Raw genomic sequence first — 16,508 nt, 5'->3', positions numbered from 1 at the left:
TTTCCTCGATAGGCACTGTGAATTTGAGAAGTTGAAAGACTTTCTTAAGCCACTATTTTAGCCATTTAGCGCTACCTCTACCAGTGATAATCGTCATTATCACTGGTAGAGGTAGCGCTAAATGGCTAAAATAGTGGCTTAAGAAAGTCTTTCAACTTCTCAAATTCACAGTGCCTATCGAGGAAACATCATCTGATGAGTGAAAAGCGTATTAGCCCTATTACTCCTAATACTGTAAAAACAATGTCAGAAGACGGTTTTTATCAAGAAAGTGAGCTGCCTCTTTCTATTCTCAATGATTTTGAAAGTGCAGCTAAAGAAACTCGTTATGAAATTTCGGATAATACCAGACGGGTTTACCGTTCTAGTTTTGCCATTTTTAGCGCCTACTGTGCAACTCACGGCTTGAGTTCATTACCTGCAGATCCGAGAAGTGTAATATCTTTTATCGGTCATCAAAAAGATATTTATCAAGCTAACAATGGCCACCAGCTTTCTACACAAACAATCAATAGTCGATTAGCCGCGATACGTTTTTTTCATATTCAATCGGCAACACCATCGCCAACGGATCACCCTTTGGTCATTAGAGTGATGCGTGGTCTTATGCGTAATCAAAACCGCATGGTTTCAGATTATGATCAACAGCCCATCATGTACGATGAACTTGAATTATTAATACGATCCATTGATGAACGAAAGCAAAATCTCACCCGAAAACGTGACAAGGCGATTATTCAACTTGGTTTTCAGGGAGGTTTTAGACGTTCGGAACTCGCTAATATTAAAGTTAATCATTTAAGCTTTTTACGAGAAAAACTTAAAGTTAGGCTGCCCTACTCTAAAAGTAACCAGCAAGGGCAAAGGGAATGGAAAGTACTGCCTAAAGAGGAACCCTTCTCTGCATTTGATGCAATTAAAGAGTGGTTGTCTGCTGCAGGTATTAAAGAGGGACACTTATTTAGATCGTTAACCCGTGATGGTCATCAAATAAGAGATTACCAAGTTACTGACACTAACTTGGGTAAAGGATTTTTACGGGGTGATGATATTTATCAGTTGATAAAACGCTATTGCAATAAAGCCGGTTTAGATCCTCAGTACTATGGCGCCCACAGTTTACGTAGCGGATGTGTAACGCAACTACATGAAAATAAAAAAGATCATTTATACATTATGGGCCGTACTGGACATACAGACCCCCGCTCATTAAATCACTATTTAAAACCAAATGACTAAACTAAATAAAAGGGCAAGCTATTAGCCTGCCCTTTTCGTTATTAATATCTCATTATAATTTATTGAGATATTGTTCCACGCTGGCCTGCTCTCGCTTTTTCAAACTAACACAGTTGCGTACACTCTCGTCCAGTTTGGCTAAAGTACGTGCGTACTCTGGAGTTTGCTCCAATTTTGGCTTGAAAAACTGCTCTGTGGTTTCCAGTGCCGCCATATCACAACCACTGCCGGTGTAATATGGAATACTCGCGACAGCAAATGGAGGAAGTTTCTCTTTTATCTTGTCGTAATTTGCATAAACCCAATCTCTGAACCTTTGCTGGCGCTCGTCAGTGTAAGTTTGACCAGACAAGACATATCTCAAATCAGGGGCATTAATCTTATCTGTTAATGTATAGGCTAACACCTCAGTTTGTAACTTGTCAGTAGGTGCATAACCTAGCGCATACATTAAACGAGTCCGTTTCTTCGGATCTTTAGTTGTCTCGAACTCACTCTTAACTTGCGATAACAACTTAGCATCACCGTAATAAACGGCAATAGTAAGGTAAGTTCCAATTAGATAAGGATCAACTTCATTATTACCTAAAATATAAGATTTCGCTTCTTTAGTTGCCGTCGCAATAATCGTTTTATCTTTGGCTTCAAATGCCAATAAGTTAATCAAGGTTGGACGTAACTTACTAATGGCTGCACTCTCAGCTGGCTTTGCTGTTACACCATACTTGTGTATCGCACTACTAGCACGCTTAGCAATAAACTTAGCCCATTGCTGTTGATTGCTCTCATCGATGAAAGTACGTTTTTGTGATTGCAAATAACCGAGTGCAGTAGAGACTATTTCTGGATGTTGATCATTAATAAACTCACCCAAAATATTAAGCAGTTCACCACCCGACACAAAACCTGCATCCAGTAACGCATCAGCTGATGAGATCAGTGCTTTACGCTCTCGTGCAGATAAATGGACTTTAGCATTTTGTAACAATGCCGCCATCTCAGTTTCATCCAGCAACCAACGATAATAGCCCATGGCGTCAGAATCTGGATAGATCCATTCTGGTGCATATTCAAGTTCTATTGTTTGGCTATCCTGGCTTAACAAAACAGTCTGCTGTGAAACCTGCTGACCTTTGCCATATTTTATCGATACAGGCACAGTCCAAGATTGATCGTCGGCTTTTGTCCCAGCTGTCACGAATCGACTTTGGTTAAGTGTTAACTTCTTGCCGGCTAATGTTACCTTAACCAGTGGGTAAGAAGACTGCTCAATGAAGGTACTCAAAACGGCGCCGACATCTTTGCCTGAGGCTTTAGAAAGTGCGCCCCACAAGTCATCCGCTTGGGTATTTTTAAATGCATTGTCCTTAATATATTGGCGAATTCCAGCCTTAAACTCATCTTCACCGATATAGTTTTCAACCATATCAAGTACAGCTTCACCTTTACTGTAGGCTAAACCTAAACCGTCCATGATATCGGCTTCAGTCTTAATCGGTTTACGAATAGGTTTGGTCGACACTCTGGCATCCATCGCCATCACATAGTTTTTTGAAAGAGACAGGTCTGATTCAAATTCTGGATGAAGTTGATGGGTGATTTTTGATGCCATCCAACTTGCAAATGCTTCATTTAACCACAGATCATTCCACCACTGCATAGTCACTAAGTTACCGTACCATTGGTGGGCTAACTCATGGGCAATGATAGATACGGCGTGCTCTTTGCTATTCTGACTCGCTGTTTTCTCATCGACTAACAGAATATCCTCTCTATAAGTGACTAAACCGGCATTCTCCATAGCGCCAAAAGGGAATTCAGGCACGGCAATGGTATCTAACTTCTCATAAGGATAGTCAACACCAAAATAGTCTTCTAACGCCGATAGCACTTCAGGCATTTTCTTGGCGGCATATTGCGCTAGTTCAATTTTACCTTTGGTGGTAATCACTCGACCAGGAACTTTCATCCCTTTAACTTCTATCTCTTCAAATTGTCCTACAGCGAAAGCAACCAAATATGATGGCAGTGGCTTGGTTTGTTTGAAGACATGGGTAGTCGCTCCATTATCATCGCTAACTGATAGTTCAGGGGTATTGCTGTACACCTTTTCCGTGCTTGGTGCGGTAATGGTCACTTGAAATGGGATCTTATATCCAGGCTCGTCAAAGCTTGGGAAGGCACGACGTGCATCACTCATTTCAAATTGAGTAAATAGATAAGGTTGACCAGCATCAATAGTTTTATACAAACCGACCGACTGTCTATTATAGGGCGCAGAAAAGTCCATCGATAAGGTGTATTTACCAGGGTCTATGGTGTGCTCACAATCAAACAACACCACACCGGTTGTTTGCATTGTCGCTTTCAGCTGGCAATCTTTAGCACCATCCAACACTATATTGCTAGTCGTATATTCCAAGCCATTGAGCTGTAACTGTTTAGTCGCTTCAGTGACTACAATATTAATTGAAGTGCTGCCTGAAAAACTATCTTTTGCAGGGTCCAAATTTAGCTTAACGCTTTGTGTTATAGGCTTGGCAACTTTACTCAAAACATACTCATTGGCGACTACATTAAAACTAGTTGCACATGTAAGCGTGACTATAGAAGCCGTAACTAATCGATACATATGATTTCCTGTTATCTACTATTCCAATTTAAACGGATCGAGACTGGATGTTATCTACAGTCCTTTGCCGCTATAAGATAACAAAACTTTAACAGTTGAGGGAGGTGAAACATTGCAGAAAAGCCATCTTGTTGTAACAATTCATTACCTTGCTGACTTTCCTAGAGGTACCGCTATGAGCATAAAGGCACGCAAGGAGCGTAAACCATCAGTGTCAGTTAAAAGACGACGGCGTTATTGTCAAAAAGGGCATGGGCTAAAGCCGAGAACCCGAGTTCCAGTGACGGGATGATCAAACTCTAACCGTGTGGCATGCAGCATTAATCGGGGAGCTATCTGGTGTGAATGACGTGAGCCGTAAAGATCGCAGCCGATAATGGGGTGACCTATCTGCTGACTATGGATCCGCAATTGATGAGTACGACCGGTCTGGGGTGTTAGCTCAACTCTAGTAACCGCATGGATCCGTGTACTCGGTATTTGTGTATTTGCTGTATCAGCAACATTGTCGCTAGCAGTGCTAACATAATCTTCTCGAGATAAAACTCGATATGTTGAAACTGCCGGCTTGCCCTCTATTTCACAAATTTTCATCAGCGGAAAGTTGGGCTTATCCTTCGCTATGGGCAAGGATATTTCACCAGTGTCATTTGGTAACTCACCCAGTAATAAGGCGGTATACCTTTTAAGCACGCTTCGCTGACTAAATTGCTTACTGATGATCGCGTTAATCGCTTTGCTTTTCGCCACCACCATAATCCCAGATGTGCCAAGATCGAGACGATGTACTAAAGAGCAACCTGGAAACTCTTTTACTAGGCGGTAGTGCACCGAGTCTAGATTTGCTGGGTGTTTGCCCGACAAAGATAAAAGCCCTGAGGGTTTATTGATGAGTAATATATCAGCATCCTGATAGAGTATTGAAATATCTTCAAAACATTGAGGTGCGATAAAGTCATCTGCCGCGTGCGCCATATCATATTCTTATAGTGTGAAAGAGCGGTAATGATACAGCAGTTAATCGAGATCAACGAGCGTGTAATGATGAAAGCGTCTTATAAATTCACTCAATATAAATCACTGTAGCGTGAATTTATAGCGGTTAAGCACCGTGATCTAGCCAGTATCGTTTTTAAGCGGAATAATGAATAAATTGTCGATTTACAAAATATAACCCCGGGAATATTTTAACCTTAGCGCGTAAGTAGTCAGAAATGTGCATAAAAATATTGAGCAACGGAGGGTTTTTTATTTTATGTATGCTATTTGCGAAATGTAGAAGAGTACAAACAAGTTGGTAAACAACAGAGAAAAACGAGCGCTGAGTACACTTCCTTGTGCACTCTATTGTCGACGCTAAAACGCGTTAAAAATCGATTCTAAAACCAACACTCACAATGGTATCGTCAAAATCGCTATACTGCTTAACATCGAACTGACCTAATTCTGTATGCACACGAGTCGCTTTAGATAAACGATACTCTGCGCCGATGGCCCATTGAGACACCTCAGGCACTTCTGTTGCCGACGTGCCTAACGCGTCATAAACTCTGCCGGCAATTTTACCAGTGCCAGAATCATCGCTACCGTATTGCGCCTTAAGCGTTAGCTTATCAATTTTATACTTGGCGCTAACAATGAATCCATCACCATCTCGCTGCTGCCAATTATCTTTGTTTGGATTAACCAGTTCAGAACTTTGGTAGATAGAACCAAGCATCAAGTTGTCATACTTGTATTGAACGACAGCGCGGAAGCCTTTAATGTCTTCAACACCATCAGTATAGGCGCCAGCCAAATATAGGTTGCCACTTCTAAAATTTTTGTCACCAAAGGTTAGTGCTACTTGGTAATTGCCATTTTCTCGGCGAACATCATCTTCAGCATAATAATTGTCTTCCATTATATAGCTGGCACCAAGCTGCAACTTATTCCATTTTACCGTTTTGTATTCTAAAGAGTCGCCCCAGCGCTTGTCGCCAGCAAATAGTCGATCATGCTTTAATGAATACATATCCATGGCGTCAGCTGAGCCTTTTGCCATTTTGAAAACAGGGTCCATTCGCCCAGCTGCAAATTGACCTAATGCAGAATGCTTAATCCCTAAAAATGTTGGTCGAGCCGAAAACGGATTGTTTTGCTTACCTTCCGTAGCGCCATTTACACCGACTTCGATTTGGTAGAACACGGTTAGATCATCATTGAGTGCGGCATTACCTTTAATGCCTAACCGACTCCAGTGATTCTCTAAAATCGTACCGCTTTTACCACTGTGTGTCGCACTTCCACTGTCAGAGTTTGTAATCGAATAGTCAATACGGCCATAGAACTTGTAAGCATCGGCCATAACGCTTGGTGAAGCTAGAACGGCAGCGGCAAGTAACGTCAGTTTTACTGTTTTCATCATCATCTTCTTTTAATATTTAAATATGTTTAAAAGCAGACGACTCTCCAGCTCTGAGACCGTTAAGAGTCGCTGCCAAGAGTTGGATTAATCTGTTTTGTGTTCTTTGATTACATTGTCTTTGCGCATCTCTTGATACAAAATTTCAGCTTGATGCAGATAGATATCCCAAGAATCAGAACGCTTGGTAAAGCCTGTTGCCGCGTAACTCCCCGTGTCACCCGTTGCTGGTAGATCATCGATCAAGAACAAAGACTCACCTTGCTGAAGATGAATATTTAAGGCATCTATCATGACGTTAAAACCAATACGTGCGGGTTCTACATAGTTAATCGATTCATATTTTGACTGACGGTAGAACTTCTTTAATGAGGCATCTTTAATCTGCACTATCTCATCAGCAAAAACTTCGTCGTAATGTGCTTTAGTAATTTGCTTAGTGTCGGTATTGACCACAAGGCGCAACATGGCTGTCACACCAGTCCATTGACCTTTGGTGTTGAGTAACTTTTCAGCGTATTGGTAGAACAGCTCGTTGGTGCCCTCACCATTGATCTGAGCGTGGATTTTAGCCGTTAGCGGCACCATGGACTGTTGAATACTGTTAGATGCACCAGCAACCACATCAATTCCGGCATACTTTAGACGGTTTGGTTCTTTCAATTTATTGCGTAAACCAGGATCGAAGTCAGGGTTAAGATCGAAGGTTAACTTGTCTTGTTCTACCATAAGTTTTTCCATGGTCAAAGCTGACTGAACCCAAGCGGTGCCCTTCTTCTTACCCATTGAAAAGTTGTATTCAGACATACGCTTAGGTACATCCTGGTAAAGACGAGTGTAGTAATTTGGACGACCGCTTTCGTTAAACTCCGCAAAAATAACATCATCAGCATTATGACTATCGGTGACGATGGCTACGCTACCCATGTGACCTTGGCGAAAACGCGCTTCTTGGAAATAATAATCACCCTTCAATAAACCTAATTTAGGTTGAATAGACCATTTAAGTTTAAAGTTTTCATCTGCTGATTCTTCTTTTGAGCCAACAGCCACATACTCAGGTTGACTACCGTCTACTCGAGGAAGGTTATTAATCGCTTTTAAAATTCCGTTTGAAGAATAAGTCGCCCCAGATACCGCATCAATCCCTTCATGGCCGTTGTTGGCGACGATTTTTGGCAGTAAACGCTCAGCATTTAGGTAGAGAGATTCAGTTTCTTTTTGAGACTTTGTTTTAATATCAATGATATGACCATTTTTAACTTCTACGGTTAAGGTAATTAAACTTTTCTTACCTTTTGCAGATACATCGTGGGTACCATCAGCGTATTTCCCCTGCTCTATCGTGCTACTGCACCCTGCTAGAGTCATTGTGGCGAATAATACAGCACTGCTTACGAGTGTTTTATTGAATATGTTTAAGCTTTTCATTCTGTCAGCCTTCAAGTGTTATTTCATTGAGGCCAGAATATAAGTTTTAAAACTCCACGCAATTGCGGAAAACCGCAATACAGTTAAGTCATTTTAATTTGTTTGACCGGGTTAACATATATAAAGTAAAAATTTTAACATACGTAGATTTTATGGTACCTATTGTGAAAATAAATAGTTAACAGGCTACATTTTGAAAGTATCAATCCCAATGTTATTCATTTTTATTTCTTCAAGCTCTAGCTATGCGGGTACAATAGTGCAGCAAGCGGTAGCGCCTGATTTCAACGTTATAAAAGTCGATACCCAAGGCAAACCTTATCAGTGCAAAGGTAACGCTATAATAACCCATAATGACATTGTAACTAATTTGAGCACTCTCAAATATTTCGGCACTTCAATTAGCATTGATATTTATGATGAGAATAATAAAAATATAGACACTGCTCTTTGCAGTGCGCTAAATGTGATTCAGGAGTACCACTATTTAGCATCAAACTATAGTACATACCCTCATGTAACCAATATAAAAAGTATCAACAACAGCCCTGATAAAAAGCATCAGATAGACCCAAAGCTGACTCAGCTCATACAAGCCAGTATCGAGTGGCATGACAAATCCAATGGATATTTTAACATCGCCCTCTCACCCGTAATCGATATTTGGCGCAGCTATCGCGGCCAATGTAAGGGGGAACGTAAACAACAAGACCGCTGCGACATTCCCACAAGAGCTGAACTAAATAAAGCTAATAACTTGATTAATATAGAAGATATATTACTGGATACTATAAACAATACAATCCAGATGAAACAGGGAATGAGTATTGATCTTGGCGGAATAGCTAAAGGTTGGATGGCAGAGATGGTTTATCGGCAGCTAAAGTCAGCCGGTGTTGAAAACTTTATGATTAATGCTGGGGGAAACATCAGACATTACGGGTACCATCCACAAGGGAGACAATTTTCTACCGCAGTGGAAAATCCAATATGCAAAAAGTACAGTAACTCTCTTGCACAGTGCCAGAGTTTTGAGGGTCAATACCATGAGGTCATCACGGGGAAAGATATTGCCATTGTTTCAAGTGGTAATTATTTAAGATATTATCGAGTGAAAGGTAAGGAATATCACCATCTTATTAACCCGAAGACATTACGCCCTAAAAGCACGGGCATATCGACTACTTTAGTCATGAACAACAATCAACTCTATGCAGATATTATTTCTACAACACTTTTTTTAATGCCATTGAAAGAAGCTCTAACCTATGCTAATGATAATAAAGATATTGAAGCGGTATGGTTCCTAAATTATAACGGAGACAAAGTCGAAACTGATAATTTCAAACTGTACCGAAACTCTTTGACTATCAATTGATAATAGTCGCTACAATCACCAATATATACAACCAAACTAAACTAAATTAAACTATTCAAGGTTATTATATGTTCCGAGCCTGCTCAGTTATTATAAATTTATATTTTTGCTTGTGATATAGTGGTTTTCCGCAGAAGAATCAAAAATGTGATTAACTTCTACTAGCCGCAGCGTTTATCGCTACATTTCACTATAATAGCGGCATAATACTCACATAATTTTTTGTCGAACTAAATGATGCTAACCAGACTTTTCCTAATCTCTCTTTTTGCTAGTATCGTCCTTTCATGCAGTAGTTACGCTAGTAGCGCTGATCCTGTACGAGTTGGGGTATTGGCATATGCCCACCCTGACTATGTGGCGAAGCGTTGGCAACCCACCATCGATAGATTGGCGCAAGACTTAAATAGGCCTTTTACATTGGTAGCCTTAACGCCGAATCAACTAGATCGGTATGTAGCTCAAGGCAAATTAGATTTTTTAATTACCAATGCCTTAACCGGAGTTAGCTACAAAAAAGATTATGGAACCAGCAGTATACTGACGCTCGTTCCTTTGGGGAATAATGATCCAACGCAATCGGTTGGTTCAGCACTCATTACACGGTCCAGTCAAGCAGTAACCAATTTTGATGACTTAGAAGACCTAACGGCAGTATCAACCGATAAACAGGCGTTTGGCGGCTTTCTCATTTTTGCTGGTGAGATGGCACATAATGGCTTAAATCCTTTCAATCATTTTAAACAGCTCAACTTTGTCGGTTTTCCGCAACAAAAATTACTTAAATTGGTCGTGAGCGGCGAAGCCGATATCGCTATTTTACCTACCTGTGTATTTGAAAATGCTATTCGTGCAGCGAGTATAGATCCAAGCAGCTTACATGTTGTTCTTACCAAAAATAATCCCGGTTTTCGCTGCCAAAGCTCGAGCAAACTGTATCCCTACTATTCATTCTCTAAGTTAGGGAAAACAGACTACCACCTAGCAACTAAGGTTATTCAATCACTATTATCCATACAACCCTCTGATCAGGCAGCGACTCAAGGACGTTATCACTCCTGGTCTGCAACGGTAAATGATAGCGAGGTATTTAAACTCCTAAAACAGTTACAGCAGTGGCCTTTTGTGACCAATTGGACATCAATTTTTAAAACGGCACTGCCTTGGGCAATAGTCGCGGCCATTATTCTTTTACTCGGTTATATCCATCATTTACGGGTAAAACGGCTAGTGGTTTTGCGTACTCGGGATCTAAAAGCAGAGACTCTACTGCATACTCAAACTCAACAAGCCTTATTAGAGCAAACAAAACAATTTTACAAAGCTCAGCGGGTATTATTAACCGGAGAGATGGCCTCGGGGATAGCCCATGAATTGAATCAGCCATTAGCGGGGATCCGTTACTTAACTCAAGGCTGTATTTATCGTTTATCTGAGGAGCAGGCGGATCTGAAAGACGCTATGTCAAAAGCGATACTGCAGGTCGACAGAGCGCAATCAACGATTAAGCGGTTTCGACATTTTTGCCAGCAGCCTAGTGTTATGAGCCACTGCAGCTTAAACCAGATCTTAGAGGATACACTGTGCTTAATGGGAGCAGAGTTTACTCGCATGCAGATGACGCCCACGTTCAACTCTGAACAAGTTAACGTAAATGCTGACCCTAGTCTTTTACAACAAGTTTTTGTCAATATTATCCGTAACGCACTCGATGCAACCGACACCGTAAAGTCCCCTAAACTAACTATATCACTGAGTAAGCAAGAGCAGTATGCACTCGTTAGCTTTACAGATAATGGTACAGGTCTAAGTGAGAGAGCTTTGGAACGCTTGTTCTTTCCATTTGAAACATCTAAAGAAAATGGATTAGGACTTGGCATGATAATCTGTAAACGCATCATCGAAGAGCACGATGGTGAGATCAAGGCAAACAATAATACAGATGAATACCCAAGCAATGGTGCATCTGGTTTAACCATAACGATACGTTTACCTGCAAAGGGATCATTTAATGAATAATTTGTATCTCGTAGACGATGATCAGGCTGTATTGGACTCTTTAAGCTGGATGCTAAAAGGGTTGGGCTATCAACCTAAAGTTTTTTTGTCAGCAGACTGCTTTCTTAAATCCATCAATATTCAACAGCCCGCTATCGCAATATTAGATGTACAAATGCCGGGAATGGATGGCAGTGCGCTATTAAATCGCATGACGGAAGCCGATAGTCCGATCACGGTTATCATGTTAAGTGGTCATGGTAATATCGCCATGGCAGTGCAAGCGATTCAAAAAGGTGCTCTCGATTTTCTTGAGAAACCCGTTGATGGAGACAAGCTGGCGTCACTACTCGAGCAAGCGAGCGTTCAAACGGAGCAAAACATGCACCGTAAGGTTACACGGCAAGAGTTGCTCAATAAACTCGCAACACTTACGGCCAGAGAGCTGGAGGTGATGGATAAGGTGTTAGAAGGAAAACTCAATAAAGTGATTGCCGCAGAGCTAAACATAGCCCAAAGAACATTAGAGCTACATCGACAAAAAGTGATGCAAAAAATGCAAGTTAGCAATATCGCAGAACTGGCATTCTTAATGGGTAAAAGTATCGCGTAAAGACGTAGCCAACATTGCATCGACGCGTGGTTAGCGCCGAGGAAACAACCTCAGCGCGTACAGATATAGCTAGGCGATAAGACTACCAGGACTGCGTCTAGACTTTGCCCAACTGGCACAAAACTCCCAGCCTTTATCCTGGCATACAAGTCCCGCACTATAGCGACTCTTAGCCAAAGCGACAGGTTTCTCTGTTGGCAAAGCGTTTAAACAGCCAAGGTGTATGGTTATGGCATACACACATACTGGATAGAAAAGTCTCGTCACTAATTTGCTTAAACTCATTCTGTATCCTCGTGGCTTTGCTATGAATCACTAAGCTTAACCCAAATAAACCTAGATTCAACTAGTTAATTCTATCTACTTAATTTACAACAAATCAAAGGTTGTATAATGCCCTTCTAAATAACATCCTGTTTAAGCGGCAATATCTTATGTTAGCAGTGCGGTGTATTTTGCTCTAAGCAAATCCAGTTGACCAAGTTCATTGGGGTTATTGCGACTACGACCATGAAGTGATGATTCGACAAAAAGTGCAAACCAAGCTTCTAATACTTGCCCATTTACTGGCTCTCCTGCAGCAGATAACGCCAGCGCTGCAACTTCCGCAGTCCCCAGTTGAAACTCTCGCGCGCCTTTTCTTAATGCATAAGATGCTGTTGATTCTGGTGAGAATGAAAATAGCGGCAAGCTATGTAAATACTCACTTTTACGAAACATTTTGATCGCTTCACGCCAACTTCCATCGAGTACGATAAATAGAGGCTTTTTACCCAATGGCAGCTTAGATGGATCAACATGATTCACCACAGCTTGTCCATCAACGGCATATTCTGAAGGAAAAATAACAAAGGGTTGGTATTGTGGGTCATTGATTATTGACAGCATTTTCCGGTTTGGTTCATTACGTGACCAAATAAAGGCATGGGTATCGGGAATAATATCGGCGATTAAGCGGCCACTGTTACTGGGTTTGAGCACTTCGTCATCGTACATGATCAATATGAAGGCAAGTTCGCTACTCACTTGTTTGCGAAAACGACATGTACAAAATTGCTCAGCCAACAAGCAGGACTGACAACGAATAACGTTTTTTCCTCTGGCGGTAAAGGGTCTAGAAGAGATCGCTTTGCGATATTCGTACAAGCGGTGAACCGCGTGCTTGGGCAAATTCATTTGAGTAAAGACCTATACATTTTTATTTAAAGCTTCACAAAAAAAAGCCTACTCATTAGCAGGCTTCTATTCGATATCCATTCGGTACGTTTACAGTATACGTCTCAACAGAAAGTCTGCCTTTAAGCGTTTAATACGCTTCATTATCTTCCGAACTGGAGCCGGATAATTATGCAGAGTTTCAATTTGAGAGTAATGGTACAGCCTTTTAGTATGTTGAAGAATATGTGTTTGTTCTTCCTCGAACTGTTGTTTCCAGCACTCATTGTCATCTTGGATCAATAAGCCATTCTCTAAATCCAATGCCCAGGCTCTTGGATTTAAATTACTGCCCGTAATGAGGTGGCGTTTACCATCAGCACTTATGCCTTTCAAATGGTAACTATTGCGGCCATCTTTCCACAAATGAATGTTTAGTTGGCCGTTGTCAATGGCCCATTGCTGGCGCTTGGCGAATTTTCTTAGGGACTGCTCATACATATAAGGCAATGCACCAATGGTTGAAAACTCCTCCTCTGGTGGAATATAAAAATCATTAGAGGTTTTATCTCCAACAACAATATCGATTCGCTTACCTTGACGCAGGTGTTTTGTAAGTGCTCTGACTAAAATATACGGTGGATTAAAGTAAGGAGTACAGATGAAGAGTGCATCTTCCGACTCGTCTACCATTGCCACTATCACTTTATTCAGTTGATTCTTTTTACGACCAAGCCCAACGATAGGCGTAACGCGGTTACCGATTTGGGTGGAATTAAATTTATATTCAGCTTTAGACAAGCGGTGTTTTAAACTGCTGACTTCTGCTTTAGATGGCAGCAGTTCTTGCTCTTTTGGCTGCGTCAATGAACTCACTGCCACGTCGTTAACCAAGTAGGTCTGGATCATCTCTCGCATACTGCGAGCAAGTTCACCGGACTCAAGAATATGGTAGCGATCGAAGCGATATTTTTCCGCTTCATGAAGATAAATATTGTTTAAACTCGCGCCGCTAAATATAACTGCGTCGTCGACAATAAATCCTTTTAAATGCAGTACGCCCATAAACTCACGAGATTTGACCGGTACCCCAAGAATGTCAATCGGGTGCTCGGCAGCCTCATTAACCTTACGGTACATGAAGTAATTGCCACTATCGCCTTTATGACCGATAAGTCCACGTCTGGCGCGATGGAAATCCACCAGCACTTTAACATCGAGTTCAGGGTTACCTTGTTTCGCAGCCATCAAAGCTGCCAGTACTTCCCTACCCGCTTCATCATCTTCAAGATAGAGTGCGGCGATATAAACGGAATGTGTGGCGTTTTCGATACGCTTTAGCAGTTCAGTTTTAAGCGCTTTAGGGGTTAGTAACCATTGCAGCGACTCAGGTTGTAGCGCTATACCACCTAACTTACTCAGCAAGGCTCTCTCCTTAATAATGCTTACCATCTTTATAATATGCGCTTGGCACTAACTCTCTAAACATAACAATGATATGTTCAATTTCCGGATAAGCATTAAATAACGCTTCACGGATGGCCTTTTCTGCACGATGGTGTGTTTCGGGATCTTTGGCAAACCATAATACCTCGACTTGAGCAACGTCATTGACGTTACTACCTCGCCTAAATGTCTTACTACTAATACAGTCAAAAACAAAAGCCTCTGCATTTGCCTGACAAATATCTGCGAGAGTATCGACAAGTTCAATGCTCAACTCAGCGACAACACGCTCGGGTATTCCATATAGTTTGATATGTGGCATCAAGATCCTCCTGGATAAGGCCATAGAAATTACCGATTTAACACGCTTTCGGCAAGTCATTTCTACTGTTTAGCCCGGTTGTGTGCATAAAACAGTACCAAGTATCACTATTTGGTAAATAATTAGACAAAAGATGTCTAATTATCAATGTTGTCGCTGTGTTTTTATTCATCGAATAAACGGTATTTTACACAATGTTCACAGCTTAGTACGGCGCTGTTTGCTATCATGAACAGTCGTTTTTATTGCGGTTGAGACCAGAATGAACTTTAAATCACTATTGACCCTGTTAGCGGTGCTGTTAGGCGCATGGGCTATCTTTCACTTTAAGTCCCAATTAGGTTTGCTGATGTTACCGCTATTTTTTGGATTGGTGTTGTTTGTCACACTCAAGTTGTATCGTTTAATGGAAAAAGATGACGGCGACAAACCTGAGTAATTCGCTTTGTTTCTCATAAAGGACAGTACATTGACACTTCGCCATCTCGTTTCTACTGCACTCATAATGGCAATACCCTACACGGGGGTTACCGCAGAGCAAAGCCTTATAGTCCCACCAAGCACCGCGCTGACAACATTTAAAGTTATCGCGACAAATACTGGTGGCGTAACACATAGCCAAAACGCGGATAAATTATTCATACCCGCAAGTACCATGAAACTGCTTACCGCTGTTTCGGTAACTAAGGTTCTTGGTAAGCACTTTCGTTACCAAACAAATATTTATGCAGATAACAGCATCCATCAGGGGCAAATTAAAGGCGATATCTATATTACCTTTAGCGGTGATCCCACTCTTACAACTGGCGATATTCAGACGTTATTGCAGCAACTGAAAGAGCAAGGTTTGAAGAATATCACTGGTAACGTATATCTGGTTGGCGAACAAGACGAAATCCAACATGCTCCAGGTCGAGTATGGGACGATTTAGGGATCTGTTATGCCGCCCCCGTTTCAAGTTATATACTGAATAAAAACTGCATTCAAGCGCGGTTTCTGCCCAAACTAGCTGACGATGCCGGTGTCGTAGAGTTATTAGGTAATGAGCCTGTGACAATTGAAAGCCAAGCCATATTTGATAAAAGCGCTGAGCGTGCTATATGCAACTTAACCCTCGCTAGGTTTGAAAAAAATCGCTATCGACTCATGGGTTGCTACGCAGGAAATAAAGCATTGACGCTATCTGTTGCAATCACAGACCCTAGCCTTTATGCAAAAGATAAACTGACTCAAATCATTAAATACAATGGCATTAGCATCAATGGCAGTATCTCCTTAGCTCAGCAACGTCCTAGCAATGCTCTGTTAGTCGCTCAGCATCAATCTGCCCCCCTAACAACGTTAGTCGCTACCATGTTGTTAAAGTCTGACAATTTAATCGCTGACAGCCTGCTCAAGCGCATGGGGCAACATCTATTTGGCTCCGCTGGCACTTTTGCCAATGGGAGTGCAGCAATGACGCAGATATTAAGTCAGCAAGGTGTAGAACTGAGCTCTGCAAATATTGTCGATGGTTCGGGATTATCGCGCTATAACTTGCTCAGCGCAAACCAGTTGGCTCAGGTTTTAGGGCTAATTGAGCAGGAACCGCACTATAGATACATCATTGAGGCTCTGCCAATAGCTGGAAAAACAGGCACGCTTAAATATCGACATGGCTACGCACAAGAGCCACTTAAAGATCGAATAGTCGCTAAAACGGGGTCAATGCTGGGCGTGGCAAATATTGCTGGGTTTATAAAACAAGAAGATGGGTTAACGTCTATTGTGGTTATTTTGCAAAACGGGGTCAGCCCTACAGCCGATGATACAAACGTTCAGTCCTATGATGTGGCCATCCTAAAACAGCTTCTAAATAACGTTGATCACCCGTAAATAAAACGATAAAA

14 protein-coding genes are annotated in these 16,508 nt (G+C 41.5%); 6 read left to right on the top strand and 8 right to left on the bottom strand.

The features are described 5' to 3' along the window. Nucleotides 1-243 precede the first annotated feature (243 nt). Entirely contained in the window at nt 244-1,239 is a 996-nt protein-coding gene (locus L2755_RS12955) for a tyrosine-type recombinase/integrase (RefSeq protein ID WP_248981112.1), read from the top strand. A 52-nt stretch (nt 1,240-1,291) separates the two neighbouring features. Here the strand turns inward: L2755_RS12955 and L2755_RS12950 are convergent, their stop codons facing one another. From L2755_RS12950 to L2755_RS12935, 4 genes are all read right to left on the bottom strand, one after another. Next, nucleotides 1,292-3,871 (bottom strand): M1 family metallopeptidase, encoded by a 2,580-nt coding sequence (locus L2755_RS12950; RefSeq protein WP_248981110.1) that lies wholly within the window; start codon nt 3,869-3,871, stop codon nt 1,292-1,294. A 240-nt stretch (nt 3,872-4,111) separates the two neighbouring features. Continuing rightward, the gene (locus L2755_RS12945) at nt 4,112-4,846 is read right to left on the bottom strand and encodes an RluA family pseudouridine synthase (protein ID WP_248981109.1); all 735 of its coding nucleotides are present in this window, start codon (nt 4,844-4,846) and stop codon (nt 4,112-4,114) included. 391 nt (nt 4,847-5,237) lie between these two features. After that, nucleotides 5,238-6,278, bottom strand: a complete 1,041-nt coding sequence (locus L2755_RS12940) for a porin (RefSeq protein WP_248981108.1) — start codon at nt 6,276-6,278, stop codon at nt 5,238-5,240. Nucleotides 6,279-6,362: 84 nt separating this feature from the next. Next, nucleotides 6,363-7,706, bottom strand: coding sequence for an FMN-binding protein (locus L2755_RS12935; RefSeq protein ID WP_248981107.1), 1,344 nt, complete (start codon nt 7,704-7,706; stop codon nt 6,363-6,365). A gap of 193 nt (nt 7,707-7,899) precedes the next feature. On the opposite strand from L2755_RS12935, the gene L2755_RS12930 reads away from it, so the two are divergent. From L2755_RS12930 to L2755_RS12920, 3 genes are all read left to right on the top strand, one after another. Further along, nucleotides 7,900-9,084, top strand: coding sequence for an FAD:protein FMN transferase (locus L2755_RS12930; RefSeq protein ID WP_248981106.1), 1,185 nt, complete (start codon nt 7,900-7,902; stop codon nt 9,082-9,084). 234 nt (nt 9,085-9,318) lie between these two features. Then, nucleotides 9,319-11,103 carry a sensor histidine kinase gene (locus tag L2755_RS12925; protein WP_248981105.1) on the top strand — a complete coding sequence of 595 codons (1,785 nt, stop codon included), beginning with the start codon at nt 9,319-9,321 and terminating at the stop codon, nt 11,101-11,103. Next, nucleotides 11,096-11,695, top strand: a complete 600-nt coding sequence (locus L2755_RS12920) for a response regulator transcription factor (protein ID WP_248981104.1) — start codon at nt 11,096-11,098, stop codon at nt 11,693-11,695. Before L2755_RS12925 ends, L2755_RS12920 begins: the two co-directional genes overlap by 8 nt. Nucleotides 11,696-11,764: 69 nt before the next feature. Here L2755_RS12920 and L2755_RS12915 read toward each other — a convergent pair whose 3' ends face one another. From L2755_RS12915 to L2755_RS12900, 4 genes are all read right to left on the bottom strand, one after another. Then, nucleotides 11,765-11,980, bottom strand: coding sequence for a hypothetical protein (locus L2755_RS12915; RefSeq protein ID WP_248981103.1), 216 nt, complete (start codon nt 11,978-11,980; stop codon nt 11,765-11,767). Nucleotides 11,981-12,127: 147 nt separating this feature from the next. Beyond that, nucleotides 12,128-12,871, bottom strand: a complete 744-nt coding sequence (locus L2755_RS12910; RefSeq protein WP_248981102.1) for a tRNA-uridine aminocarboxypropyltransferase — start codon at nt 12,869-12,871, stop codon at nt 12,128-12,130. A 90-nt stretch (nt 12,872-12,961) separates the two neighbouring features. Continuing rightward, nucleotides 12,962-14,275, bottom strand: a complete 1,314-nt coding sequence (pssA, locus tag L2755_RS12905; RefSeq protein WP_248981101.1) for a CDP-diacylglycerol--serine O-phosphatidyltransferase — start codon at nt 14,273-14,275, stop codon at nt 12,962-12,964. A gap of 10 nt (nt 14,276-14,285) precedes the next feature. Beyond that, on the bottom strand, nt 14,286-14,618 hold the full coding sequence (locus L2755_RS12900; protein WP_248981100.1) for a DUF1904 family protein: 333 nt from the start codon (nt 14,616-14,618) through the stop codon (nt 14,286-14,288). Between the two features lie 262 nt (nt 14,619-14,880). On the opposite strand from L2755_RS12900, the gene L2755_RS12895 reads away from it, so the two are divergent. Together L2755_RS12895 and dacB are read left to right on the top strand one after the other, a co-directional pair. Continuing rightward, entirely contained in the window at nt 14,881-15,057 is a 177-nt protein-coding gene (locus L2755_RS12895; protein ID WP_248981099.1) for a hypothetical protein, read from the top strand. 30 nt (nt 15,058-15,087) lie between these two features. Then, nucleotides 15,088-16,494, top strand: a complete 1,407-nt coding sequence (gene dacB, locus L2755_RS12890) for a D-alanyl-D-alanine carboxypeptidase/D-alanyl-D-alanine endopeptidase (RefSeq protein ID WP_248981098.1) — start codon at nt 15,088-15,090, stop codon at nt 16,492-16,494. Nucleotides 16,495-16,508: the final 14 nt, after the last annotated feature.

It is taken from the genome of Shewanella abyssi (assembly GCF_023284025.1).
Taxonomy (GTDB): Bacteria; Pseudomonadota; Gammaproteobacteria; order Enterobacterales; family Shewanellaceae; genus Shewanella; species Shewanella abyssi.
This window is presented reverse-complemented; position numbering and strand designations above follow the sequence as displayed.

Coding starts and splice junctions, on each gene's coding strand:
- L2755_RS12945 (WP_248981109.1), bottom strand. CDS start 4,846: ATGGCGCACGCGGCAGATGACTTTATCGCACCTCAATGTTTTGAAGAT.
- L2755_RS12910 (WP_248981102.1), bottom strand. CDS start 12,871: ATGAATTTGCCCAAGCACGCGGTTCACCGCTTGTACGAATATCGCAAA.
- L2755_RS12895 (WP_248981099.1), top strand. CDS start 14,881: ATGAACTTTAAATCACTATTGACCCTGTTAGCGGTGCTGTTAGGCGCA.
- L2755_RS12920 (WP_248981104.1), top strand. CDS start 11,096: ATGAATAATTTGTATCTCGTAGACGATGATCAGGCTGTATTGGACTCT.
- L2755_RS12955 (WP_248981112.1), top strand. CDS start 244: ATGTCAGAAGACGGTTTTTATCAAGAAAGTGAGCTGCCTCTTTCTATT.
- L2755_RS12900 (WP_248981100.1), bottom strand. CDS start 14,618: ATGCCACATATCAAACTATATGGAATACCCGAGCGTGTTGTCGCTGAG.
- L2755_RS12940 (WP_248981108.1), bottom strand. CDS start 6,278: ATGATGAAAACAGTAAAACTGACGTTACTTGCCGCTGCCGTTCTAGCT.
- L2755_RS12935 (WP_248981107.1), bottom strand. CDS start 7,706: ATGAAAAGCTTAAACATATTCAATAAAACACTCGTAAGCAGTGCTGTA.
- L2755_RS12915 (WP_248981103.1), bottom strand. CDS start 11,980: ATGAGTTTAAGCAAATTAGTGACGAGACTTTTCTATCCAGTATGTGTG.
- L2755_RS12950 (WP_248981110.1), bottom strand. CDS start 3,871: ATGTATCGATTAGTTACGGCTTCTATAGTCACGCTTACATGTGCAACT.
- L2755_RS12925 (WP_248981105.1), top strand. CDS start 9,319: ATGATGCTAACCAGACTTTTCCTAATCTCTCTTTTTGCTAGTATCGTC.